At 66.9% G+C, this 24,089-nt stretch carries 25 protein-coding genes and 1 pseudogene; 15 read left to right on the forward strand and 11 right to left on the reverse strand.

What is annotated here, in order from left to right; all coding sequences use genetic code 11:
* Positions 1 to 52 precede the first annotated feature (52 nt).
* Positions 53 to 1,441 carry a VPLPA-CTERM sorting domain-containing protein gene (locus IE266_RS26880; RefSeq protein ID WP_229864090.1) on the forward strand — a complete coding sequence of 463 codons (1,389 nt, stop codon included), beginning with the start codon at positions 53 to 55 and terminating at the stop codon, positions 1,439 to 1,441.
* 39 nt (positions 1,442 to 1,480) lie between these two features.
* On the opposite strand, the gene tgt is transcribed toward IE266_RS26880, so the two are convergent.
* Together tgt and IE266_RS13150 are read right to left on the reverse strand one after the other, a co-directional pair.
* Positions 1,481 to 2,611: a tRNA guanosine(34) transglycosylase Tgt gene (gene tgt, locus IE266_RS13145; RefSeq protein WP_189680551.1), complete on the reverse strand. Its 1,131-nt coding sequence runs from the start codon at positions 2,609 to 2,611 to the stop codon at positions 1,481 to 1,483.
* A gap of 39 nt (positions 2,612 to 2,650) precedes the next feature.
* Positions 2,651 to 3,133, reverse strand: a complete 483-nt coding sequence (locus IE266_RS13150; protein ID WP_189680552.1) for a YciE/YciF ferroxidase family protein — start codon at positions 3,131 to 3,133, stop codon at positions 2,651 to 2,653.
* 170 nt (positions 3,134 to 3,303) lie between these two features.
* Here IE266_RS13150 and IE266_RS13155 point away from each other — a divergent pair, with 170 nt between their 5' ends.
* Positions 3,304 to 4,194 (forward strand): SPFH domain-containing protein, encoded by an 891-nt coding sequence (locus tag IE266_RS13155; protein WP_189680553.1) that lies wholly within the window; start codon positions 3,304 to 3,306, stop codon positions 4,192 to 4,194.
* Entirely contained in the window at positions 4,194 to 4,460 is a 267-nt protein-coding gene (locus IE266_RS13160) for an NfeD family protein (protein ID WP_189680554.1), read from the forward strand. The genes IE266_RS13155 and IE266_RS13160 overlap by 1 nt, the downstream gene beginning before the upstream one ends.
* A 16-nt stretch (positions 4,461 to 4,476) precedes the next feature.
* Here IE266_RS13160 and IE266_RS13165 read toward each other — a convergent pair whose 3' ends face one another.
* The gene (locus IE266_RS13165) at positions 4,477 to 5,304 is read right to left on the reverse strand and encodes a DUF2182 domain-containing protein (protein WP_189680555.1); all 828 of its coding nucleotides are present in this window, start codon (positions 5,302 to 5,304) and stop codon (positions 4,477 to 4,479) included.
* 7 nt (positions 5,305 to 5,311) lie between these two features.
* On the reverse strand, positions 5,312 to 5,950 hold the full coding sequence (locus tag IE266_RS13170; RefSeq protein ID WP_189680556.1) for a DUF1326 domain-containing protein: 639 nt from the start codon (positions 5,948 to 5,950) through the stop codon (positions 5,312 to 5,314).
* Positions 5,951 to 6,199: 249 nt separating this feature from the next.
* Between IE266_RS13170 and IE266_RS13175 the strand changes: the two genes are divergently transcribed.
* The 3 genes from IE266_RS13175 to IE266_RS13185 all read left to right on the forward strand — a co-directional run bounded on the left by IE266_RS13175 (position 6,200) and on the right by IE266_RS13185 (position 7,846).
* Positions 6,200 to 6,562, forward strand: coding sequence for an SUF system Fe-S cluster assembly protein (locus IE266_RS13175; RefSeq protein ID WP_189680557.1), 363 nt, complete (start codon positions 6,200 to 6,202; stop codon positions 6,560 to 6,562).
* A gap of 166 nt (positions 6,563 to 6,728) precedes the next feature.
* Positions 6,729 to 7,085 (forward strand): HesB/IscA family protein, encoded by a 357-nt coding sequence (locus IE266_RS13180; protein WP_189680558.1) that lies wholly within the window; start codon positions 6,729 to 6,731, stop codon positions 7,083 to 7,085.
* Positions 7,086 to 7,279: 194 nt separating this feature from the next.
* Positions 7,280 to 7,846 carry a DUF4329 domain-containing protein gene (locus tag IE266_RS13185; protein ID WP_189680559.1) on the forward strand — a complete coding sequence of 189 codons (567 nt, stop codon included), beginning with the start codon at positions 7,280 to 7,282 and terminating at the stop codon, positions 7,844 to 7,846.
* A gap of 7 nt (positions 7,847 to 7,853) precedes the next feature.
* Here IE266_RS13185 and IE266_RS13190 read toward each other — a convergent pair whose 3' ends face one another.
* Positions 7,854 to 8,942 (reverse strand): CaiB/BaiF CoA transferase family protein, encoded by a 1,089-nt coding sequence (locus IE266_RS13190; RefSeq protein WP_189680560.1) that lies wholly within the window; start codon positions 8,940 to 8,942, stop codon positions 7,854 to 7,856.
* A 152-nt stretch (positions 8,943 to 9,094) separates the two neighbouring features.
* Here IE266_RS13190 and IE266_RS13195 point away from each other — a divergent pair, with 152 nt between their 5' ends.
* From IE266_RS13195 to IE266_RS13220, 8 genes are all read left to right on the forward strand, one after another.
* Entirely contained in the window at positions 9,095 to 10,162 is a 1,068-nt protein-coding gene (locus tag IE266_RS13195; RefSeq protein WP_229864091.1) for a malate/lactate/ureidoglycolate dehydrogenase, read from the forward strand.
* Positions 10,163 to 10,298: 136 nt separating this feature from the next.
* On the forward strand, positions 10,299 to 11,507 hold the full coding sequence (locus tag IE266_RS13200) for an aromatic ring-hydroxylating oxygenase subunit alpha (protein WP_189680561.1): 1,209 nt from the start codon (positions 10,299 to 10,301) through the stop codon (positions 11,505 to 11,507).
* Between the two features lie 28 nt (positions 11,508 to 11,535).
* Positions 11,536 to 12,396, forward strand: coding sequence for an ABC transporter permease (locus tag IE266_RS13205; protein ID WP_229864092.1), 861 nt, complete (start codon positions 11,536 to 11,538; stop codon positions 12,394 to 12,396).
* Positions 12,393 to 13,214 carry an ABC transporter permease gene (locus IE266_RS26885; RefSeq protein WP_229864095.1) on the forward strand — a complete coding sequence of 274 codons (822 nt, stop codon included), beginning with the start codon at positions 12,393 to 12,395 and terminating at the stop codon, positions 13,212 to 13,214. Before IE266_RS13205 ends, IE266_RS26885 begins: the two co-directional genes overlap by 4 nt.
* Complete coding sequence (locus IE266_RS27255; protein ID WP_308434591.1) at positions 13,211 to 13,828, forward strand: ABC transporter ATP-binding protein; 618 nt, start codon at positions 13,211 to 13,213, stop codon at positions 13,826 to 13,828. Before IE266_RS26885 ends, IE266_RS27255 begins: the two co-directional genes overlap by 4 nt.
* Positions 13,829 to 13,830: 2 nt before the next feature.
* Positions 13,831 to 14,316 (forward strand): TOBE domain-containing protein, encoded by a 486-nt coding sequence (locus IE266_RS27260; RefSeq protein ID WP_308434592.1) that lies wholly within the window; start codon positions 13,831 to 13,833, stop codon positions 14,314 to 14,316.
* Positions 14,317 to 14,346: 30 nt separating this feature from the next.
* Positions 14,347 to 15,129, forward strand: a complete 783-nt coding sequence (locus tag IE266_RS13215; RefSeq protein WP_189680562.1) for a methyltransferase domain-containing protein — start codon at positions 14,347 to 14,349, stop codon at positions 15,127 to 15,129.
* A gap of 152 nt (positions 15,130 to 15,281) precedes the next feature.
* Positions 15,282 to 16,253: a DUF922 domain-containing protein gene (locus IE266_RS13220; protein WP_189680563.1), complete on the forward strand. Its 972-nt coding sequence runs from the start codon at positions 15,282 to 15,284 to the stop codon at positions 16,251 to 16,253.
* A 114-nt stretch (positions 16,254 to 16,367) separates the two neighbouring features.
* Here the strand turns inward: IE266_RS13220 and IE266_RS13225 are convergent, their stop codons facing one another.
* The 6 genes and pseudogenes from IE266_RS13225 to IE266_RS13245 all read right to left on the reverse strand — a co-directional run bounded on the left by IE266_RS13225 (position 16,368) and on the right by IE266_RS13245 (position 23,275).
* Entirely contained in the window at positions 16,368 to 17,432 is a 1,065-nt protein-coding gene (locus IE266_RS13225) for an extracellular solute-binding protein (RefSeq protein WP_189680564.1), read from the reverse strand.
* Between the two features lie 134 nt (positions 17,433 to 17,566).
* A pseudogene (locus IE266_RS13230) lies at positions 17,567 to 18,960 on the reverse strand (aminotransferase).
* A 19-nt stretch (positions 18,961 to 18,979) separates the two neighbouring features.
* A complete protein-coding gene (locus IE266_RS13235; RefSeq protein ID WP_189680565.1) occupies positions 18,980 to 20,164 on the reverse strand; it encodes an aminomethyl transferase family protein in 1,185 nt (394 codons plus the stop codon).
* Complete coding sequence (locus IE266_RS13240; protein ID WP_189680566.1) at positions 20,164 to 21,648, reverse strand: phytoene desaturase family protein; 1,485 nt, start codon at positions 21,646 to 21,648, stop codon at positions 20,164 to 20,166. Before IE266_RS13240 ends, IE266_RS13235 begins: the two co-directional genes overlap by 1 nt.
* Positions 21,648 to 21,917 (reverse strand): hypothetical protein, encoded by a 270-nt coding sequence (locus IE266_RS26895; RefSeq protein ID WP_229864097.1) that lies wholly within the window; start codon positions 21,915 to 21,917, stop codon positions 21,648 to 21,650. The genes IE266_RS13240 and IE266_RS26895 overlap by 1 nt, the downstream gene beginning before the upstream one ends.
* Positions 21,863 to 23,275, reverse strand: a complete 1,413-nt coding sequence (locus tag IE266_RS13245; protein WP_229864099.1) for a phytoene desaturase family protein — start codon at positions 23,273 to 23,275, stop codon at positions 21,863 to 21,865. The genes IE266_RS26895 and IE266_RS13245 overlap by 55 nt, the downstream gene beginning before the upstream one ends.
* A gap of 143 nt (positions 23,276 to 23,418) precedes the next feature.
* On the opposite strand from IE266_RS13245, the gene IE266_RS13250 reads away from it, so the two are divergent.
* Positions 23,419 to 24,069, forward strand: a complete 651-nt coding sequence (locus IE266_RS13250) for a TetR family transcriptional regulator C-terminal domain-containing protein (RefSeq protein ID WP_189680567.1) — start codon at positions 23,419 to 23,421, stop codon at positions 24,067 to 24,069.
* Positions 24,070 to 24,089: the final 20 nt, after the last annotated feature.

Genomic DNA, 24,089 nt, shown 5'->3' on the forward strand with positions numbered 1-24,089 from the left:
GAGTCGGTGGCCCCTGCCTCCGTCCTGTTCATCAAGTGTACGAGAGGAAGCCATGCGCCGTTACACCCTGCTGACCACCACCGCCCTCGCGCTCTGCGCCGCCGCGCCGGCCCTTGCCGCCACCTGTACGCCCGTCGGCGCCGGCTTCACCTGCACCGTCCTCGGCAGCGATCCGATCCTTTCGACCGCCAATGGCGCCACCGTGACCGTGCAGTCCGGCGCCTCGGTCGTCAGCATCGACGACAAGGTCACGCCGGTCGCCATGCAGGGCGACAACGCCACCGTGCTGAACGACGGGCTGATCGAGCAGGCCGACACTGCCGGCTTCGCGATCACCGGCGAAGGCACCGGCCTGAAGGTGGTCAACGCCGGCCAGATCAAGAGCGGCGGGCGCAGCATCGTGATGCTCTCGGGATCGGGTCTGGAGGTCATCAACCAGGCCGGCGCCACCATCGAGAGCCGCCAGCAGACCATCCGCGCCGAAGAGAACATCACCAATACCCGCGTCGAGAACTGGGGCACCATCAGCGCCACCGACGGCCGCGCCCTGCAGCTGCGCGCCGAGGGCAGCACCGTCATCAACCACGGCCTGCTCACCGGCGGCGAGGAAGTGGTCGAGGCACGGGGCGGCTTCCACCTCGAGAACTACGGCACCATCAAGCTGAACGACGAGGCCAATATCGTCGACGAGGACGGTGTCCAGTTCGCCGGCGGCACCGTGCTGAACGCCGGGATGATCCGCGGCACCGACGACGGCATCGACATGGACGAAGGCACCGTAACCAATACCGCCACCGGCCGGATCATCTCGCTGGCCCCGGATGCCAATGACAACAGCGGCATCGACATCGACGAAGTCTACGAGGACGGCGTGAACCCGAACCGCCAGAACGGCACGGTGAAAATCGTCAACGCCGGCCTGATCGAGGGCCCGAGTGCCATCGGTGCCGACGATGCCGCCACCAACTCGGTCGAGATCGAGAACGCCGGCACCCTGCGCGGCCGCGGCGACCTTGCCATCCGCCTCGCCCCGGTGCAGGGCGACAGCAAGCTGACCGTGCTCGCCGGCAGCGAGATCTTCGGCGGCATCCGCTTCGGCAGCGGCAACGACCAGGTGATCGTCGATGCGCTCTTCGGCGGGGCAATTGCCGATGGCGTGATCGACGGCGGGCTGGGCCTGAACACGGCGCTCTTCGCCGGTTTCCAGCTCGACGACCTGCTGTCCTTCTCGCTGAAGGACGGCCTCGTCTCGCTGGCCTTCCTGGACGACGAGCGCGAGGTCAGCGGCCTGTTCCGCAACTTCACCTACTGGGAACTCGACGGGACCCGCTACTCGACCGAGGCGCTTGCCAGCGCGGCGACCCCGGTGCCGCTGCCGGCCGGCCTGCCACTTCTGCTTGCCGGTCTCGGCGGCCTTGCGTTGCTGCGCCGCCGCGCGTGACGACATGTCAGGCGGGGCCGCATCCGGCGGCCCTGCCCCTTACAGCGGCGGAATGTCCCCTTCCGCCCGCCCGGCGTGGAACTCGGCCTGCCAGGCGGCGAAGCGCCCCTCGGCGATGGCCGCGCGCATTCCGGCCATGATCTCCTGGAAGTAATGCAGGTTGTGCCAGGTCAGCAGCATCGAGCTGATGATCTCCTGCGCCCGGAACACGTGGTGCAGGTAGGCGCGCGAATAGTTGCGGCAGGCCGGGCAGGTGCAGGATTCGTCCAGCGGGCGCGGGTCGTCGGCGTGGCGGGCGTTCTTGATGTTGACCACGCCGTGCCGCGTGAACGCCTGCCCGGTCCGCCCCGAGCGCGAGGGCAGCACGCAGTCCATCATGTCGACCCCGCGCGCCACCGCGCCGACGATGTCGTCGGGCTTGCCCACACCCATCAGGTAGCGCGGCCTGTCCTGCGGCAGCATGTCGGTCGCATAATCCAGCACGCCGAACATCGCCTCCTGCCCCTCGCCCACGGCAAGACCGCCGATGGCATAGCCGTCAAAGCCGATCTCGCGCAGTTTCTCGGCGCTCTCGGCGCGCAGTTCCTGCGTGACGCCGCCCTGCTGAATGCCGAAGAGCGCGTGTCCCGGCCGGTCGCCGAAGGCCTCTTTCGAGCGCGCCGCCCACCGCATCGACAGCCGCATCGACTCGGCCACCCGCTTCTCGTCGGCCGGCAGCGCCGGGCATTCGTCGAAGCACATGACGATATCCGAGCCGAGCAGCCGCTGGATCTCCATCGACCGCTCGGGCGTCAGGGTGTGGCGCGAGCCGTCGATATGGCTCTTGAAGGTCACGCCCTCCTCGGTGAGCTTGCGCAGCTCGGCCAGGCTCATCACCTGGAAGCCGCCGGAATCCGTCAGGATCGGCCGTTCCCAGTTCATGAACCTGTGCAGCCCGCCCAGACGGTCGATCCGCTCGGCGGTCGGGCGCAGCATCAGGTGATAGGTATTGCCCAGCAGGATGTCGGCGCCGGTGGCGCGAACGCTCTCGGGCATCATCGCCTTCACCGTGGCGGCGGTGCCAACGGGCATGAAGGCAGGGGTGCGGATCTCGCCACGCGGGGTGGAGATGACGCCCGTGCGGGCGGCTCCGTCGGTGGCATCAAGCTGGAAGGAAAAGGCGGCGCTCATGAGGCGCCGCCTTACGCGCTTTCGCGCGGCACTTCAATCTCAGGCGGCCTTCTTGTTCAGCGAGGCCGTCGCCAGCGAAGACAGCTTCTTGTCCGCCGCCTTTTCCTGGTCGAGATTGGCCTGCAGCAACTGCGCGGCCTCGGTCATGCCCAGCGTCTTGGCCCAGGCAACCAGCGTGCCGTAGCGGGTGATCTCGTAGTGCTCCACCCCCTGCGCCGCGGCGATCATGCCGGTGTCGCGGGTCGAGCCGTCCTCGGTCTCCTCCATGATCTCCTTGCCTTCCTCGAGGATGCCGTCGATCGCCTCGCAGGTCACGCCGCGCGGCTTCAGCCCGAGCAGTTCGAAGACCTTTTCAAGGTTCTCGACCTGCTGCTCGGTCTCCTCGCGGTGATGTTCGAAGGCCTCACGCAATTGCTCGGAGGTCGCCTTGCGCGCCATCTTGGGCAGGGTCTTCAGGACCTGCTTCTCGGCGTAATAGATGTCTTTCACGAAATGTTTGAACAGGGCTTCAAGGTCTTTCATCGCTCTCTCCCGGGTGATGGTGTCGCAACCGGGCAGTCTCGCCCGGCCGTCGCCACCCAAGAAACAATCGCCCCGCCTCTCCGGTTCCCGCGAAAACCAGTCGCCAGAGGGTGCAACCTGTGGCAAAACCCCGGTGACATTGTTCAACTCTTTACGCGGGACGGAAATTCATGGGCGAAGACGAAATCCTCAACCTGGTGACCGGCAATATCGTCTACCTGCTGGGCGCGATTGTCCTGATCGTCATCATCGTCAAGGGCGTGCGCATCGTGCCGCAGTCCGAGAAGCACGTGGTCGAGCGCTTCGGCCGGCTGCATTCGGTGCTGGGGCCCGGCATCAACTTCGTGGTCCCCCTGCTCGACAACGTGGCCCACAAGATCTCGGTGCTGGAACGCCAGCTGCCGACCGCGAGCCAGGACGCGATCACCAAGGACAACGTGCTGGTGCAGGTTGATACCTCGGTCTTCTACCGCATCATCGAGCCGGAAAAGACCGTCTACCGGATCCGCGACGTCGACGCAGCCATCGCCACCACCGTCGCCGGCATCGTGCGCGCCGAGATCGGCAAGATGGACCTCGACGAGGTGCAATCCAACCGCGCCAGCCTGATCGCCACCATCAAGGGATCGGTCGAGGACGCGGTCGACGACTGGGGCATCCAGGTGACCCGGGCCGAGATCCTCGACGTCAACCTCGACCAGGCCACCCGCGACGCCATGCTGCAACAGCTGAACGCCGAGCGTGAACGCCGCGCCCAGGTCACCCGCGCCGAGGGCCAGAAGCGCGCCGTCGAGTTGCAGGCCGATGCCGAGCTCTATGCCTCCAAGCAGATCGCCGAGGCGCGCCGCATCCAGGCCGACGCCGAGGCCTATGCCACCGGCGTCGTGGCCGAGGCCATCGCCCGCAACGGCATCGAGGCCGCGCAGTACCAGGTCGCGCTGAAACAGGTCGAGGCGCTGAACAGCCTTGGCAAGGGCGACGGCAAGCAGACGATCATCCTGCCGGCCAACATGGTCGAGGCCTTCGGCGACGCCTTCAAGATGCTGAAGGGACGCGGCTGATGCTCTGGCAGACGTGGTGGGTCTGGATGGGGGCGGCACTGGTGCTCGCCATCCTCGAGATGGTGCTGCCGGGCTTTGTCCTGCTCGGCTTCGCCATCGGCGCCTTCGGGATTGCGCTGATGATCCTGATTGGCATCACCCCCAGCCTGCCGGTGATGCTCTTCGTCTGGGCCGGCCTCGCCCTCGCCGCCTGGCTGGTGCTGCGGCGGATATTCATGCTGCCCAAGGGCCAGGTGAAGCGGTTCAACACTGATATCAACGAATGAGGCGCCGGGCGCGCCCTCAGAGCGCGCCCAGCAGCACGTAGCCTCCGAACAGGATCAGCACGCCGCCCGAGACGCGGGCAAAGCCCGGTCCCAGCGGCAGCAGCTTCTCGGCCAGAACGTAGAGCGTGAGCCCCACGATCCAGTAGAGGTTCATGATCCCGCCGACGAAGAGCAGCGCCATCAGCGCCCAGCAGCAGCCAAGGCAATAGGCCCCGTGCAGCAGCCCCAGCCGCAGCGCCCCCGCCATGCCCGGCCGGGCATGGGCGGCGAGGAAGGCGGCCGGTGACTGGCAGTGCGACAGGCAGGCGGCCTTCATCGCGGTGAACTGGTAAAGCCCCGCCCCGATCAGCACCAGCCCGGCCAGCCAATGGCCCCGCAGGGTCATCATCGCGCCCTCGACATGGCCCAGCCACTCGGCCAGCCATTGCAGGGACATGGCGACGAGGCTGAACCCGGCCCAGGACAGCAGGTAGCCGGCGAGGAAGACCAGGCTCATCGCCACCGCCCGCCCGGGCTCCGGTCCCTGCCGCTTGAGCGCGGTGAAGAGCAGCAGCATGGGCGCCGCGCTGGGGGTCATCATGGCGATCATCATGATCCACCACATCAGGAAGACCAGCACGGCGTAGCCCGGCGTCCAGACCGGCTGCATCGGCATGGACATCGGCGCGCCCACCGGGCGCGCCATGCCGGTCATCTGCAAGGCCGACATCGACATGCCGACGCCGAAGACGGTGTAGAGCGCGGCGAGGACCACGATCAGCCCCGCCGCCGCCGCCACGACCGCACCTTCGCGCGAGGCCAGCCATTCGACCGGCCCGCGCGCCCCTTCTGTCCGCGAGGTCATCGCGGCCTCAGGCCCGGACCAGCCCAGCCCCCGTCATGTGCAGGTTGGCGACATGGGCATGGGTGGCGTTGTTCTTCGCCAGCTTCAGCGCGCCCTTGTCGGTGCGGGTGCTGCCGCAGGCCATCTCGGCGGTGGTGAACTCGAACCCGGCGGGCAGCGAAATGCTGATCCGGTGCGGATCGCCGGTGACGATGTTCGGGATCGGCTTGATCTCGGTCTCGAAGATCGAGCCGGCCTTGATCCGTCCCTTGCCGGACTTGCCCTCGTAATCCATCTCGATCGGCGCGATCAGCGTCTCGTGCCGCTTGGGGGCCATCTTCGAGAAGACATACCACATGGTGGCCATCTCCTGCGTGTCCTCGCCGGTCATGATCGCCTCCATCGCCGCGCGCTGCGCCGGCGTGGTCTTTTCGTCCATGATGAGTTGCATCTCGCCGTTGCCCTCGTGGATCGGGCCCGGCCACTTGTAGACCCCGGCGGCGCGCACGCCGCTCAGGTCGACGTCGCCGTAATGTCCCTCGGTGATGTCGAAGGCAACCGCGGCTTCGCAGGTTCCGTCCGACGGGCGTTGGCTGAACTGGCAGGGGCAACCGAAGTTGCAGTTGCAGTTGGCGAGTTCCAGTGCCTTGATCTTCCAGTCTTTCATCTCAAGCCCCCCTTGGCTGGTCGCAATCGCGCATTCGCGCCTGTCGACAGCTGTCAGGCCTGCGGAAAGAACTGCCCCGGCTTTTGTTATTGCCCGCGATACACGGGAAATACGCAAAGCTAACGGGAACCACCCTACCGCAAATCTTAATAAATAGCAAAAGCCGCATACGTGTATGGCCGGGGCCACTTTACGCCCCCGCCTCAATTCCCTATATAATCCCTCAGGAAACCCGAGCCCGAGGCCCAGATGACCCATCAACCGGAACCCCTGGAAGGCGCCCCCCTGATCGCGCCTTCAACCGTCGATCACCCGCTCTACGACCAGGTGGTTGACGCGTGCCGCACGGTCTATGACCCGGAGATTCCGGTGAATATCTACGAACTCGGGCTGGTCTACACGATCGACATCACGCCCGAGAACGAGGTCACCGTGGTGATGTCGCTGACCGCGCCGGGCTGCCCCGTCGCCGGCGAGATGCCGGGCTGGGTGGCCGAGGCGATCGAGCCGATCCCCGGCGTCAAGCAGGTCGACGTCAAGCTGACCTGGGAGCCGCCCTGGGGCATGGACATGATGAGCGACGAGGCCCGCCTCGAACTCGGGTTCATGTAAGGCCAAAACCGGCACTGACTGCCCTGCGGAATCCGTGGTTCCGCCGGCGGCACGGACCAACCGACATATCCAGCGTTGCGGGCCGCCCTCACCGGCGGCCTGTTTCCTTTCGCCGGCTTGAGATTGGTGCATCTGCCCATTATGTTAAGCGCAAAGGAGAAACCCGATGTTTTCCATTCCCGGCAAGCAGGCCGTCACCATGACCCCGGCGGCATCCAGGCAGATTTCCCGTCTGATGGCGAAGGGCGGGCATTCCGGCCTGCGCATCGGCGTCAAGAAGGGCGGCTGCGCGGGCATGGAATACACCATGGACTATGTCGACAGCGTCGACCCCATGGACGAAGTCGTGGAACAGGACGGCGCCCGGATCATGATTGCGCCGATGGCGCAGATGTTCCTCTTCGGCACCGAGATCGACTATGAAACCGGGCTGCTGGAATCGGGCTTCCGCTTCAACAACCCCAATGTCGCCGAGGCCTGCGGCTGCGGCGAATCGATCAAGTTCAACGAAGTCACCCGCTGATCGCGCCGCGCGGGCATCGGCATGAATTTGCCCGATGCCCTGCCAGGCTGGCGTAATCCGGCACAGGCCGGATCATCGCGTTGCGCCGCCGCTTGCGGCGCCACGGCGAATAGGACATTGCACGCGGCCATGCGGATCATCCCGCTGCAACACCCGGCCGCGATACCGCCCGGCCGTGAACACCGGAAGGCCGCATGACCAGACGCCCCGCCCTGCCCCTGCTCGCCCTCTGCGCCGCACTTGCCGGCCCTGCCAAGGCGCAGGACGCAGCCATCGTCGGCTTTGCGCAGCAGTTGCTGACCGAGCTGCAGGGACGCTCCTTTGCCGACAACCGCGAATACTGCGGCACCATCGGCATCGCGTCGGACGGCCAGCTCGTCGCCTCGCGCGCGCGCCGCGGCCGGCGCGATGGTTGCCGGCCCTCACGGCTACCGCGCGGCGCCCGGCCTTTGGCCAGCTTCCACACTCATGCCGCCTACGACCCCGCCGCCGACAGCGAACTGCCCTCGCCGCAGGACCTGGAGAGCGACATGTCCGAGGGCATCGACGGCTTTGTCGCCACGCCCGGCGGGCGGCTCTGGTTCAACGACAGCGTCATGGGCACCACCCGGCTGATCTGCGGGCCCTATTGCCTGCCCGCCGATCCCGCCTTCGGGGACGGCGCCTGGGGATACCCGGCGCCGTTCTACACGCTCCAGGGCCTCTCCGACCGGCTGCTGCCCGGCGCGAACGAGGTCGGGCCGCCACCCTCGGACCGCTGAGACCGGCTCAGCCCGCGTCGAGCTCGGCCAGGATCGCCTCGGTGTCGGCGCCGGGTTCCGGCGCCGGGCGCGGCACCCAGGCCGGCGCATCCGAGAAGCGCGGCGCGGCGGCGGCCTGCAGCGCGCCATCGGCCTCGACCCAGATCCCCCGCGATGTGCTGAGCGGATGCTCCATCGCCTCCTGCGGCGTCAGCACCGGCGCGACGCAGGCATCGCTGCCCTCGAAGATCGCCTCCCACTCGGCCCGGCCGCGCCCGGCAAACCGCGCCTCCAGCCGGCGGATGCAGGCCGGCCAGACGCTGCGGTCGAGCTGGCGCTCGAACTCGGCATCGCCGGTCAGCTCCATCCGGGCCAGGAACTCGGCATAGAACTTGGGCTCCAGGCATTGCACCGACATGAAACCGCCGTCGGCGGTGCGGTAGGTGCGGCTGAAATGCGGGCCATCCAGCAGGCTGTCGCCACGCGCGGGAGCCAGGTTGCCGGTCTGGCCCATGGTCATCAGCAGGTTCATCATGTTGGCCGAGCCGTCGCAGATCGCCGCATCGACCACCGTGCCCTTGCCGCTGGTCCGCGCCCGCAGCAGGCCGGCCAGGATACCCGCCACCAGATACATCGCGCCGCCGCCGACATCGCCGACCAGCGTCGGCGGGGCGAAGGGCGTCTCGCCCGGCGGCGAAGAATACCAGAGCGCGCCCGAGAGGCCGATGTAGTTCAGGTCATGGCCCGCCCGGTCGGACAGGGCGCCGGACTGCCCCCAACCGGTCATCCGGCCATAGACCAGCGCCGGATTGGCGGCGTGGCAGGGCTCCGGGCCGATGCCGAGCCGCTCCATCACGCCGGGGCGAAAACCCTCGATCAGCGCATCGGCGCTGCCGACGAGGCGCAGGAAGGTGGCGCGGTCGCCCTCGGCCTTGAGGTCGAGCATGATCGACCGCTTGCCCCGGTCGAGGATCGGCCGATCCGGCAGGCCCGGTGTCGCCTGGCCACCCGGCCGGTGCACCTTGATGACCTCGGCCCCCATGTCGGCCAGCATCATCCCCGCAAAGGGGCCCGGCCCGATACCTTCGACCTCGATCACCCGTATTCCTTCGAGCATCGGCATCCTCCCGTCCCTTCTGCTTCGGCCGCGACTATGGCGCGCCCCCGATCCCTGCGCAAACGGATAAGGCGGTGAACGCGGCCCGCGGTTGACCGAAGCGCCTGCCCCCGCCCAGAGTGCAAACGTCAATTGCCCGGAAGGAGCCCGCCATGCAGATCGCCCCCGATTCCCTGCGCCTGTTCGCCGCCGAAATCCTGTCGCGCGCCTCGGGCCAACCCGAGCTCGCGGCGCGGGTCGCCAACCGGCTGGTGACCGCGAACCTCACCGGGCACGACAGCCACGGCGTCGGGATGGTGCCGAAATACGTAGAGGGCATCCGCGCCGGCGAGTTGAAACCAGCGGCCCGGATCGAGGTGGTTTCCGACAAGGGGCCGTTCCTGCTGGTCGACGGCGGGCTGGGCTTTGGCCAGGTGATCGCCGAAGAGGCCATGCAGCTGGCCATCGAGCGCGCGCGGAGCAACCATTTCGCCCTGCTCAGCCTACGCAACTCGTTCCACATCGGCCGCATCGGCGACTGGGCCGAGATGGCGGCCGAGGCGGGGTTCATCTCGATCCACTATGTCAACGTGCTCTCGCCCAATGCGCTGGTGGCGCCCTTCGGCGGCAGCGATCCGCGGTTCTCGACCAACCCCTATTGCACCGCGATCCCCGCCACCAAGCGCACGCCGATGACCGTGCTCGACATGGCCACCAGCACCATCGCCCACGGCAAGGCCCGCGTCGCCTACCTGGCGCAGAAGAAGGTGCCCTGGGGCGCGCTGATCGATTCCGAGGGGCGCGAGACCGACGATCCCGCGGTGATGTTCGAAGAGCCCAAGGGCGCGCTGACCACCTTCGGCGCGCACAAGGGCTTTGGCCTGGCCATGCTGGGCGACCTGCTGGGCGGGTCGTTCAGCGGTGGCGGCGCGCATCTGCCGGGCCGCGTGGTCGAGGGGCGGATCGTCAACAACATGATGGCGATCCTGATCGACCCCGACGTCTTCGGCGGCGCACATGGCTTCTTCGCCGACCTCGACGCCTATGTCGCCTGGGTCAAGTCGAGCCCGCCCGCACCGGACGGCGAAGGCGTCATGGTGCCGGGCGACCCGGAACGCCGCGCCCGCGCCGCCCGCGCCGAGGAGATCCCGCTCGACTCGGGCACCTGGGCGCAACTGATCGAGACGGCGCAGCTGGTCGGGATCGGCGAAGACGAGGTCCGCACGCTCTCCGGAACCTGAGCCCAACGCCTTTACCAGGCGTTCACCGGCACGGTGCAACCTGGGCCACCGGAGGCGGCACGCGTTTCCCGATCAAATTTTGATTGAGCGCTCAAATAACTATTGCTAGAAGGAAACAGGTCAGAAAGCGAAAACCATGCCAAAACATGCAACCGCCCCCCGCTCGGATCACTGGGACCGCAGCGGCCTGCCGGCCTGGAGCTATTTCTCGGACGAGTTGCTGGAGGCGGAGAAGGAGCTGCTCTTCCGCAGCCACTGGCAGCTGATCTGTCACATCGGCGACGTGGCGCGGCCCGGTGACTATGTCGCGGCCGATTTCACCGGCGAGCGCGCCCTCGTGGTGCGCGGCAAGGACGGCACGGTGCGCGCCTTCCACAACCTCTGCCGCCATCGCGGCAGCCGGGTGGTGGGCGACAACCGGGGTCATTGCCGCTCGGCCATCATCTGCCCCTTCCACGGCTGGGTCTACAACCTCGACGGCACCCTGCGCGGCGCCTCGCAGCCCGACAGCCTGCCTGACCTCGACAGCCAGGAATGGGGCCTGAAACCGCTGGAGATGGACATCTGGCAGGGCTTCGTCTTCGTCCGCTTCAAGCCCGGACCGCAGCCGCCGCTGTCGCAGGTCATGGCCCGTTTCGACGCCGAACTCGCGCAATACGACCTGCCCTCGATCCTGCCCGACGGCAGCGGCCTCTGGCAGGAGGAGATCCGCGCCAACTGGAAATGCGTGCGCGACGTCGACAACGAGGGCTATCACGTCCCGATGGCGCATCCCGGCCTCGACGACCTTTTCGGCCCCAACTATGCCGACGAGCCCTTCCGCGACGGCGCGAGCCGCTCGCTCGCCGGCTTCCGCGAGGACCGCAGCACGCTTTGGAGCGTGCGCAACTACAAGAAGATCCTGCCGCACCAGTCGCATCTCGACGACCAACACCGCAGGGCATGGCTCTATATCGGGATGTTCCCCAATACCGCCTTCGGCATCTACCCGGACTCGGTAATTTTCTATCACGAGTTCCCGGAGGCCTGTGGTAAGACGATCCAGCGGGGCGCGATCTATCGCTATCCGAACGAAGACCGGCGCCTGCGCGCCGCAAGGTATCTCAGCAAGCGTATCGACAGGATCACGGCCAAAGAGGACGAACAGTTGATCGAATGGAGCTGGGAAGCGGCGCAATCCAGCGGATACGACGGGGTGATCCTCTCCGATCTCGAAATCGGGGTGCGCAGCTATCACGACGCATTGCGGACGCTCTTCCCGGTGCTCGATCACGACGAGCCGGAACCGGGACGGCTGGCCGAGATGAACGCCCTGCTGCTGCGCGCCGGGGCGCCGCGCGGATGAGCCTGCACCCCCGGCGGAGCGCCTGCCCTTGAGGCCCGGCAGCGAAGCGCGGCAGGGCCTGGTGCTGATAAGCCCGACGCTCGCCTATTCGCTGCTCCTTCTCGCCGCACCGCTGGCCACGGTCGTGACCTTCAGCTTCTGGACGCAGAATTACCTCGACATCGACACCACGCTGACGCTCGACAATTACCGCAAGGCCTGGGGCGAGCCGATCTACCGCATCCTGATGGGCCGGTCGCTGCTGATCTCGCTGATCGTAACGGCGGTGACGGTGCTGCTGGCCTTTCCGGTCGCCTATTTCCTGTCGTTCCACGTCAGGCGGCGCAAGGCGGTCTGGCTCTTCCTCATCACTATTCCGTTCTGGACCTCGTACCTGCTGCGCGTTTTCCTGTGGAAGGTGATCCTCGGCTATAACGGCGTGCTGAATTCGGCGCGTATGGGGCTGGGAATCACCGACGAACCGCTGACCTTCCTGCTCTACAACATGAACGCGGTGGTCATCACCCTGGCCCATGCCTGGGCGCCCTTCGCCATCCTGCCGATCTTCGTGGCGCTGGAGAGGATCGACCGCTCCCTGCTCGAAGCGGCCGAGGACCTCGGCGACGGCCCCCTGCGCCGCTTCTTCCGCGTGACCCTGCCGCTGGCGATGCCCGGCGTGATCGCGGCAACGCTGATCGTGCTGATCCCCACCGTTGGGGATTACATCACGCCAAGGCTTGTCGGAGGCACCGACGGGCTGATGATCGCCAACATGATCCAGACCCAGTTCAGCAAGGCCAACAACGCCCCGCTGGGCGCGGCGCTGGCGGTCTCGTCCATGCTCATCGTCGCCGCCGTCGCCATCGTGATCTATGCCATCGGCCGCCGGCTTGGGGGACGAACGCAATGAGGCCGGGCCAGGGCAAGGGGCTGCTCGCCTATGCGATCGCCTACATGGTCTTCCTCTATGCCCCGGTCTTCCTGCTGCCGCTCTTCGCCTTCAACGACGCCACCATCATCGCCTTCCCGCTCTCGGGCTTCACCACCGAATGGTTCCGCGTGCTCTGGCAGACCGAGGCGCTGCACGAGGCGGTCGAGAACAGCCTGATCGTCGGCCTCTCTACCGCGTTTCTCGCCACCCTGCTCGGCGCCTGCGCCGCCCGCGCCATCGCCCGCTACCGCTTTCCGGCCAAGCGCGGCATCGTCGGCTTCATCATGCTGCCGCTGGTGCTGCCCGAGATCATCGTCGCCGTGGCCCTGCTGGTGCTGCTGGTGCAACTGGGGCTGAAGCTCTCGCTCTGGACAGTGATCTTCGGCCATGTGCTGGTCTGCACCCCCTTCTCCATCGCCATCCTGAACTCGGCCTTCCAGGGCCTCGACCGGAGCCTGGAAGAGGCCTCGCTCGACCTCGGCGAAACCCGCTGGGGCACCTTCCGCCGGGTGATCTTTCCGCTGGTGCTGCCCGGCGTGATCTCCAGCCTGCTCTGCTGCTTCACCATCTCGCTCGACGAGTTCATCATCGCCTTCTTCCTGACCGGCACCGACGTCACCCTGCCGGTCTATATCTGGAGCCAGCTGCGTTTCCCGACCAAGCTGCCCTCGATCATGGCGCTGGGGACCATCCTGCTGGTGCTCTCGGTGACGCTGCTCTTTCTGGCGGAACTCTTCCGCCGCCGCGCCGCCCGCCGCCAGGGCCTCGACCCCGCCGTTTCCGGAGGCTTCCTGTGAGCGACCGCCCGATCATCGAACTCAGGGGCGTCTCGAAACGCTTCGGCACCGTGCAGGCGCTGCACCGGATCGACACCGAGATCCGCGAGGGCGAGTTCTTCTCGCTGCTCGGCCCCTCGGGTTGCGGCAAGACCACCCTCCTGCGCATGATCGCCGGTTTCGAACACCCGACCGAGGGGCAGATCGTCATCGACGGCAAGCCGATGGCCGATATCCCGCCGAACCAGCGGCCGACCAACATGGTGTTCCAGTCCTACGCCATCTTCCCGCATCTGAACGTGGCCGAGAATGTCGGCTACGGGCTGAAGCGGCTGCGCCTGTCCAGGGCCGACCACAGGGCAGCGGTCGAGACCGCGCTGGCGATGGTCGACCTCGCCGGCTACGGCCGCCGCGCCGCGCACGAGCTCTCGGGCGGCCAGCGGCAGCGCGTGGCGCTGGCCCGCGCGCTGGTGATGCGGCCCAAGGTGGTGCTGCTGGACGAGCCGCTCTCGGCGCTCGACCGCAAGCTGCGCGAGCAGATGCAGGTCGAACTGCGCCAGTTGCAGCAGTCGATCGGCATCACCTTCATCCTCGTCACCCATGACCAGGAAGAGGCGCTGATGAAGAGGCGCTGATCATGTCCGACCGCATCGCCGTCATGTTCGAGGGCAACATCGCCCAGATCGACACGCCGGAACGGCTCTACCGCCGCCCGGTGAACCGCCGCGTCGCCTCCTTCATCGGGGTGATGAACTTCCTTGACGCCCGCGCGACCACTGCCCCCGGCGGCTTGGCGCTCGACATCGCCGCCCTTGGCCGGGTCGATCTGCCATCCGACCGGCTGCCCCAGGGGATCGACCCCGCCGCCGTCACCACCATCGGCGTGCGGCCCGAGATGCTGACGCTGCTCTTCGACCCCGCCGACCGGGCCGAGCGGACCACCCCAGGCAGGGTGACCGGGACCTCCTACTACGGCGACATGACCTATTACAGCGTCGCGCTGGAGGGCGTCGACAAACCCGTCACCATCTCGATGCGCAACACCGCCGGGCGCTCGGTTCTGCCGCCGGGCAGCCCGGTCACGGTGGGCTGGGGCGCCGAATCCATCGTCCTTTTCCAGTGAAGCATCGCATCAAGAAAGGCCCGCAAAGCCATGAATGACAGCGAATTTCTCTACGACGAACTGCATATAGCCTTTCTCGAGGACCTCTGGGGCGAAGGCTTCCTCTCCCCCGGCGGCGCGGCCGAGGCGGCGCGCGTGCTCGACGGGTTGGAGGTCACCGGCAAACGCATCCTCGACATCGGCTGCGGCTCGGGCGCCATCGCGGTGATGCTGGTGCGCGACCTCGGCGCCGCCCATGTCACCGGCATCGACGTCGAGGCCCCGGTCTGCGCCGCCGCCACCCGCCGCGCCGCCGAGGCCGGGCTGTCCGGGCGCATCGCCATCCGCGAAGTCACCCCCGGCCCCCTGGCCTTTTCCGACGCCAGTTTCGATATCGTCTACTCCAAGGATTCGATCATCCACATCCCCGACAAGGAGGCGCTGGCCGTCGAGGTCTTCCGCATCCTGCGCCCCGGCGGCTGGTTCGCCGCCTCGGACTGGCTGATCGCGCACGACGACACCCCCAGCCCCGAGATGCAGGCCTATATCGCCGCCGAGGATCTCGACTTCACCATGGCCTCGCCTGACCGCTACCGCCGCGCCCTGGCGGCGGCGGGTTTCGTCAACATCGGGCTGCGCAACCGAAACCCCTGGTACCGCGATGTGGCAAGGGACGAACTCGCCCGCCTTACAGGAAGCGATTACACCAATCTGTCAGAGACTTATGGCACAGAGTTCATCAACGCCCAGATCGCCACCTGGCGCGCCATGACGGCGGTTCTGGACAGCGGCGAACACTGCCCGCACCACCTGCGCGCCCAGCGCCCCGCCTGATTGGCCGCCCCTCCGCCGCGCTTGCCAAGCCGCACCCCCCGGCAGTATCCTCGGGCTGGCGATCACGCATGCCGGGTATCGGGGCGTAATTTGACATCCCCGCGGCAGGGCGCATCGGCCATCCTGTCAGGCTCTGATTTGCGGATGTCACCATGGCCATTACCGTCAAGACAAGTATTTCCAAGCCGTCCAAGACCACCATCAACGTCACCGCCAACGACAGCGAGAAACTCATCGCCGCGCTGGACAAGCTGAAGGGCTGGGCGAAATACACGCCCAACGTCACCGCCACGCCGAAATACGGCAAGGACAAGAAGGTCAGCGACTGCACCCTGGGCGCCAAGCCCTCGACCAAGGTGCCGAAGTGGGCCGACTATTCCAAGAACACCAAGGACCGCCAGGCCGAGTGGGACAAGATGTATCCCAAGCTCGAGAAATACCTCGAGAACCACCACGACAAGCTGACCAAGGCCATCGAAAAGGCCGCCAAGGAGCTGGAGAAGGAGGATTTCGACAAATCCGGTTTCGACAAGTGGTGGAAGGCCAAGAAGACCGAGCTGGAGGACGTCAGCAAGGACTATGCCAGCAAGACCTCGGACGGCAGTTCCGAAGGCGTCACACTCGATGTGATCGACCCGGACCCGGTCGAGACCAAGACCGACATCAAGTCGCCCACCACCTCGCAATACGCCGTCTCGGGCAAGTCGATCGAAGGCGTCTACAACGCGCTGGCCAAACGGAAGTTCTGGGGCCGCTACCGCTCAAACGGCTCGGCCAAGATGGAATTCGGCTATGACGGCTGCCTCAAGAAGATCACCGTGACCGCCAAGCCGGTGATCACCATGCCGAAATGGGCCGAATACTCCAAGATGACGCCCGAGCAGAAGGCCGAGTGGGACAAGATGTGGGGCCTGCTCAACACGCATGAGAACAATCACCACACCATCTTCACCGACGGCATCAAGGACCTGCTCGACGGCATCGAACCGCTGAAGCAGAAAGAGGCCGACGCCTACTGGAAGGACCAGAACAAGACGATCCAGGACAGCCAGGACGGCTATGACACCAGCTCGGGTCACGGCGTGAACGAAGGCGTCGCCCTCGACGCAAGCGTCGATCCCTGAGGCGCAACGGGGCGGCCTGGCGCCGCCCCGCCTGCTTCTTCTCTTTTCAAATATCTCCGGGGGGAGACGCCCGNNNCGGGCGGCGGGGGGCAGCGCCCCCCTCCGCACGCGGGGTCAGAACCCCGCCTTGATCAGCTCGAACTCGGCGATCATCTTCTCGCGCAGGTCGGCCGGCACCGGCCCCTGCCAGAGCGTGCCCGCGCGCAGGTTCTCGCTGGTCTCCAGACCGATGGCCGCCAGGTCCTCGGCGCTCATCGCCGCCATGGCGGTGGCGTTGGAATGGCCATAGCCCCAGCTGTTCACCATGTATTCGGCGGTACGCGGTTCCAGCCAGGCATTGACGAAGTCATAGAACTTCTCCTCCGACCCCGGCGCATTGGCCAGGCGGGAATAGCCGCAGACCCAGCTCGACGAGCCTTCCTTCGTATCCCGCTTCATTGCAATCGGGTGCCCCTCGGCGCTCATGGTCGAGAAGGTCTCGTTCCAGGCCCAGGCGAGGTAGACCTCGCCCGACTGCATCAGCTGCGCCAGCGAGGCGCCGTCGGTCCAGTAGGTGCGCACGTTCTTGTGCACCGCCCGCAGGAAGTCCGACGCCGCCTTGAACTGCTCCGGCGTGGCCGAGGCCCAGTCCTTGACGCCCACCGCGAGGAAGCCAAGAGCATAGGCATCATCGACGCCATCGGGCAGCGAGACGCGGCCCTGGTGCTTGGGGTCGGCGAAGCTCTGCAGCGTGGCGGCCTCCTCGGCCGGCAGCAGCTCGGTGTTGTAGGTCAGGCCGGTGTTGCCCCAGTCCACGGGCACGAAATAGTATTTGCCGTCCTTCTGGAAGGCCGGGATATCGCGGAACGAGGTTTCCAGGTCGTTCCAGGCGGTGATCTTCGAGGTATCCAGCGGCGCCAGCAGCCCGGCCTCGATCCATTTCGGGACCGATTGCGCACAGGGATGCGCGGCATCGGCCTGGAAGCCCGAGCGCAGCTTCTGGAAGGCCTCCTCCTCGTCGCTGAAGAAGGCATAGGTCGGCGTATCGCCGTATTTGTCGGTGAACGAGACGTAGAACTCGGGATCCTCGTAACCGGCCCAGTCGAATACGACCAGCTCGGGGTCGGCGGCCCTTGCGGCCCCGGCCGCCAGGGTCAGCGCAATGGCGAGAACCGGGGCGGAAGCAGTGAATGTCTTCATTGTCGTCTCCCTGTTGAGGTCCGGCCTTTCGCGATGGGTCTCTGCCCGGCCGTCCTGTGCGGAAAGCTAAGCCCGCACGGGACTCAACTCGACAAGCGTGAAGGGCGCGCGATGCCCCGCGCGCCCTTCCTCTCCTAGACGCCGCCCGAAGCGGCGACCCTTGCGCTGACGCGTTCCAGCGCGCGTTCGAGGATGTCGAACATCTCGCCGATCTGCGCCGCCGTGATGACCAGCGGCGGCGAGAAGACCGCCATATTGGCGAAGGGGCGCACAAGCAGCCCCATCTCCTCGCAGGCGTCGTCGATCATCTGCCCCAGCCGCTTCTCGGCGGCATAGTTCTGCGCCTTGCAGTCGACGCAGCCGAGCAGGCCCATGCCGCGCGCATCGCCCACCAGCGGGAAACGCTCCTGCAGCGCCCGCAGCCGGCCCTGGAACAGCGGCGTCACCTCGCGGACATGACCCAGGATGTTCTCGCGCTCCATGATCTCGATATTGGTCAGCGCCGCGACGCAGCTGACCGGATGCGCCGAATAGGTATAGCCGTTCGAGAACAGCGCCGGGTCGTCGGGGTCATAGCATTCCTTCAGGACCGCGTCCGAGATGATGCAGGCCCCCAGCGGCAGATAGCCCGAGGTCAGCCCTTTGGCGCAGGTGATCATGTCGGGCTGGATGCCGAAGACGTCGTGCGAGGCGAACCAGTGGCCCAGCCGGCCGAACCCCGTGACGACCTCGTCCGAGATATAGAGGATGTCATGCGCCCGGCAGATGTCGAAGGTGCGCTTGTGATAGCCCGGCGGCGGCCGATCACCCCGCCCGAACTCAGGATCGGCTCGGCGATGAAGGCGCCTATGTTCTCCGCCCCGACCTCGGCGATCATGCGCTCCAGGTCGGCGACCTTCAGGTCGCACCATTCGCCGACGCTCATCCCCTCGGACCGGTTGTAGGGGTTCACGTCCGGCAGGAAGCGCACCAGCCGCTTCTCGATGTCGAAACGGTTCTTCTCACGCTCCTTCCCGGTCACGGAATGCGCCAGGTAGGTCGAGCCGTGGTAGGCCTTCTCGCGGCTGATCACAATCTTCTTGTCGGGCCGCCCCAGCCGGTTGTTCCTGAAATGCATGGTGCGGATCGCCGTATCCACCGCCGTCGAACCGCCGGTGGTGAAGAAGACGTTGTTGAGATCGCCGGGCGCCAGTTCGGCCAGCTTGCGCGCCAGCACCGCCGAGGGTTCGGTCGTATTGGTAAAGGGCGAGGTATAGGGCAGCTTCCTCACCTGCGCGGCAATCGCCTCGGCCATCTCCTCGCGGCCATAGCCGATCTGGACGCACCACATGCCACCCGGTCCGTCGATGAAGCGGCGGCCCTCGCCGTCCCAGAGGTAGATGCCATTGGCGCAATCGACCAGCATGTTGTCATAGCCCTGCCAGTCGTCCATGGCGGCCCAGGGATGCAGCTGGTGCTCACGGTCCCATTCCAGCAGCGTCTCGTTGCTGGGCGTGTTCGGCAGGAGTGCCGGAGTGTAGGTATTCATTGTCTTGCCTTTCATGATGTCAGAACAGGCCGGGGGGCGTCGCCCGCGCCCGGTCGTTCTTGAAAAACGGTTCGCTCTGGATCGTGACGGGGACCAGCCGGCGGTCCCACCGACCCTCCGCGTTCACGTAGATTTCGGCCCAGAGGTCGCCCGTCACACGGGCACCGAAGGGCGCGCGAAGCTCTGCCAGAGCAATGTTGCGCTTCGCCGTTGGGGACCAGACACCCGAGGTGACATGCCCGACCTCCTTTTTCCTGCGGTGATAGATCAGCGCCCCGTCGGCGGGTTTGAAGCCGCCGACGTCGAGCCTGACGAGGTGATATTGCGGGTCTTGCGACAGCAGCGCCCGGCGGCCGTTGAAATGGCCCTTGGTGAAATCGACCATCCGGGAGAGGCCCAGCTCCACGGGACTGCGCCCGCGACCGAGGCGCATGGCGGTGTTGGACGGCTGGAAATCCGTGCGGGCGGCGATGAAACCCGCCTCGATCCGGGCGATGTTCATTGCCTCGAAGCCGATGGCGCGCAGGCCGCGCCCCTGCCCGGCGGCCCAGAGCCGGTCCCAGAGCGCCGCGGCCTTGCCCCAGCCCGTCCAGAGCTCGTAGCCAAGATCACCGGTAAAGCCGGTGCGCGAGATATGCAGGCCCGGCTCGACCTCGGCCAGGTCGAAGGGCCTTAGCGTCCCGACCCCCAGCCCCGCGGCCTCCAGCGCCGCGAAGGAGGTTGGCCCCTGCAAGGCCAGTCCGGCGACCCTGTGGCTCTCGTCCTCGACCGAGACCTCGAAGCCCCAGGCCGCATCGGCCAGCCAGCCGGCCATCGGCTCCTGGCAGCAAAGGCGGAAGTCCTGCGCGCCCAGCCGGAACAGCGTGCCGTCGTCGACCAGCTTGCCGTCCTCGTCGCACCAAAGGACGTAGGCCACCCGCCCCGGCCGGACCTTGCGCAGATCGCGCGTCACCAGCCGGTTCAGCATCGCCTCGGCGTCCGGGCCGGTGATGCGATACTTGTGCATCGGCGTGATGTCGTAGAGCGTCGCCTGGTTGCGGATGGCGAAATACTCGAACTCCACGGTGTCGAGCACCGCCGGCGAGACATAGCCCGCCCAGTTCACCCAAGCCTTTGCGCGCGAAAGCGCCTCCAGCCGCGACTGGAAGGGCGTCGGGATCAGCCCGAGCGGCACATGGCTGCGGGAGGTGACGCGCGCATCCATCAGAGCACCCCGTCCGCGAGCAGCTGCGCCGCGCTATTGCGCCCCGGCAGGCCGGTCACGTCGCCCCCCGGATGCGCCGAAGCCCCGCAGAGGTAGAGGCCCTGAACCGCGAGAGCGTAGCGCGCATTCCCGGCGATGGGCCGCAGCGTCAGCACCTGGTCGAGCCCCATCTCGGCATGGTGCCAATGCCCGCCCGGCGCGCCGGTCAGATCGGCGATATCGGCGGGTGTCAGGACTTCGCAGCCCGTCACCAGACCGGCAAATCCCGGCGCATGGGCCTCGATGGCCTGAACCACCACCTTCTCCAGCTGATCGCGCGCCGCGCGGGTCCAGCCGCCCTGCGGCTCGGTCGGCACATGGCTTGCGATGACCGAGAACCGCGTGCCGTCGAGCACCATCTCCAGCACCGGCGACTTCGGCAGTTCGCCGTATTTCGCCGGGTTGAAGGCGCGTTCGACCGCCGCCGCCGAGGGCGCAACCAGCAGCCGCGCATGGTGCTGCGCTTCGCTGAGGCCGGTGAACACAGGCCGCCCCGACAGCGCGAAGTTCAGCTTCGCCGCGCTGCCCTTGGCCCGCATGTTGCGCGCCCGCCGGGTCGCCTCGATATCGAAATGCGCAACACCCGCCAGCAACATGGTCTGGAGCGGCCCCGCGCTCGACAGCACCGCTTGCGCCGCGATCCGCGCGCCATCGGCCAGTTCGACCCCACAGGCGCGGTCCTCCTCGACCAGCACCCGCGCGACGGGCGCGTTCAGGCGGATCTCGCATCCCTTGCCGCGCGCTGCCGCGGCATAGGCCTCGGCCAATGCGCCCATGCCGCCCTCGGGGCGGTACACCGCACCGCCATGGCCCAGCCGGTAGATCAGCGAGAACACCGTGCCGGGCGAGCGCGGCCCCGCCCAGGCCCCGCGCACCGCGTCCGAGGCCAGCGCCCCGGCCAGCGGGCCGTCGGGCAATTCGTCGAGGATGGTGTCATAGGCGTTCGACAGGATCACCCGCAGGAACTCGCGCATCTCCACCTTGCCAAGCCGCTTCAGCCCCAGCCCGACCTTGCCGAGCCGCGCGATCTCGCGCAGGCTCGCGAAGCTGGCAAGCCCGCCATCCAGCCCCAGCGGCGGCGCCTCGGCCAGATGTGCCAGCACCCCGGCGAAACGCACCAGCCGCGCGTGCAGCGCGCCATAGGCCGCGGCATCCGGATACGCCCGGCCATCGGCAAAACCCGCCGCGCCGCGCCGGACCACCGCATGCGCGCCATCGGGCGAGAGCGAAACCGTGTCGACCTCGGCCAGATTCACCCCCAGCCGCCGCTTCTCGCCCTCGGAGAGGTTGTAAACCAGATGCGCCAGCCGCCCCTCGGCGGCCATGCCCCCGACCACGCCGGATTTCTCGAGCACACAGACGGACTTGCCCCGCGCTCCCAAGGCAGCGGCGGCGGCAAGGCCGTTATGCCCGGCCCCGATCACGAGGGCATCGAAACGCTCCATCACGCCGCCCTCGACGCGCGCCGGCCCATGCGCCGCAGGATCTCGCGCGCGGCATTGGCCCCCGGTGCGGCCATCACCCCGCCGCCCGGATGCGCCGAGGAGCCGACGAGATACATCCCTTCGATCGGCGTTGCGTAATTCGCCCAGCCCGGAACGGGCCGGTTGAACAGCAGCTGGTCGAAGGTCAGCTCGCCCTGGAAGATATTGCCCTCGGTCAGCCCGACCTCGCGTTCGAGGTCCAGCGGCGTGCGCACCTCGGCATGGACCACCCGAAGCGGATATCCGGGCAGGCCTGCTCGATCTTGTCAAAGACGCAATCCGCCAGCGCCTGCCGTGCCGCGTCGTCCCAATGCTGGCCGCTGCGAATGCCATCCTTTTCAAGGTCATAAGGGGCATATTGCACGAAAACCGTCATCATGTGCTTGCCCTGCGGCGCCATGGTCGGGTCGATCTGGCTCGGGATCAGCATGTCGAAATAGGGGTTCCTCGACCACTGCCCCTCCTTCCAGTCGTCATAGGCCCGCTCCAGCTCTTCCAGCGAGGTCGAGCAATGCAGATCCCCCCGCAGGAAGGGCGCGCCCTCCGGCGCGGCCGGGAACTCGGGCATTCCGTCCAAAGCGATGTTGAGCTTCGCCGAGGAGCCGCGGATCTTGAACCGCTCGACCCCGCGCAGGAAGTCCTCGGGCAGCTGGTCGCGCGCGGTGTGCCGCAGGAAGGTCCGCTTCACATCCATGTTCGACGCCACCACCGGCGCGAAGAAGATGTCGCCATTGTCCAGCGCCACGCCCTTCACCCGGCCGTCATCGACGATGAACCGCTCGACCCCGGCCCCGGTGCGGATCACCCCGCCCGCCTCGGTCAGGCAATCGCCAAGCGCGCGGGTGATCGCCCCCATGCCGCCCCGGGCAAAGCCCCAGGCACCGATGGCCCCGTCGACATCGCCCATGTAGTGGTGCAGCAGCACATAGGCCGTGCCCGGCGAATAGACCCCGAGCCCGGTGCCGATGATCCCCGACCCGGCCAGATGCGCCTTGATGAGCGGGCTCTCGAAATGCGCGTCGAGGAAATCGCCGATCGACATGGTCCAGAAGCGCATGGTCTCGGCCAGTTCGCGCGCGCCAAGGCCATTGGCGCGGCGCAACAGGAACAGCAGTTCCTGCAAATCGCGCACCTTCAGCGAGGTCGGGTCCGGTGCATTGCGCAAAAGGAAAGGCCGGATGAAGCGGCACTGCCGGATCACCGTCCGCGAGAAGCGGTCATAGGCATCGACGTCGCGCGGCTCGTGCCGGGCAATCTCGCGGCGCAGCGCGTCGTGGTCCGAGTAATAGGCGAAGTAATCGCCATCGGGCGTGAAGGTCGCGCCGCCCTCGTAGGGGATCACCTGCAGCCCGAAACGCGGCAGGTCGAGGTCGCGCACGATCTCGCGGCGCAGCAGCGAACAGACATAGGAACAGTTGGAATAGGTCCACCCCGGCTCCAGCGAACGCGACACCGCCGCGCCGCCGATCCAGTCGTTCTTCTCGACAACCAGAACGCGCAAACCCGCGCGCGCCAGGTAACAGGCCGCCGTCAGCCCGTTATGCCCCGCACCGGCAATGATCGCGTCGTAGGAATCGTGGTTCGCCATGCAAAATTTCCGCTTTCAGAAGACGATAGCCGAAGGCCCCGTATCGGTAAAGTTTTTTGAGCGCTCAAATAAAAAAGGATTTGCTGACATATGCCCGCATTTGTGAAAAACATCGTGGAAACAAAGATTTCGAGGTGCGACTCATGTCCGATGCGCAGACGGACCCTCCCCGACAACGTAGGGAACGCAAACAAAATGCCGACAAACGGCGGCGACAGGTCCTTGACGCCACCTACCGCTCGATCGTCAGCAACGGGTTGCAGCGCACGACCCTTGCCACCGTGGCCGCCGAGGCCGGACTGTCCCAGGGCGTGGCGGTCTTCTACTTCAAGTCGAAGAAGGGCCTGCTCTCCGAGGCGCTGCGCGACCTCTACCTGATCTACGAGGCCCACTGGCAGGAGGCGGTCGAGGCCGCGGGCGACGATCCGGCGGCGCAGCTGGTGGCGCTGGTCAAGGCCGACTTCGATCCGAAGATCTGCAACCCGGCGATCCTCTCGGTCTGGTTCGCCTTCTGGGGCGAACAGAAGTTCACCCCGCAATACGGTGAAATCACTCGTGAATTCGACGACAACCGGCAGCGCGCGATTCAGGGCATCTGCGCCCGAATGCTGCCCGACGACCCCGAACACGCCGCCGACGTGGCCGACTGGGTCGACACGCTGACCGACGGCTACTGGCAGAACCTGCACCTCTTCCCGGCCAGCTACAGCAACCGGCGAGCCTGCAACTCGACCCTGCGCGCGCTCGCGGCGCTGATGCCGGAATACCGCGACCAGCTGACCCCCGCCGATTGAGGCCCCGGCCCTGAAGCCCG

The sequence above is a fragment of the Seohaeicola zhoushanensis genome (assembly GCF_014656415.1).
GTDB lineage: Bacteria > Pseudomonadota > Alphaproteobacteria > Rhodobacterales > Rhodobacteraceae > Seohaeicola_A > Seohaeicola_A zhoushanensis.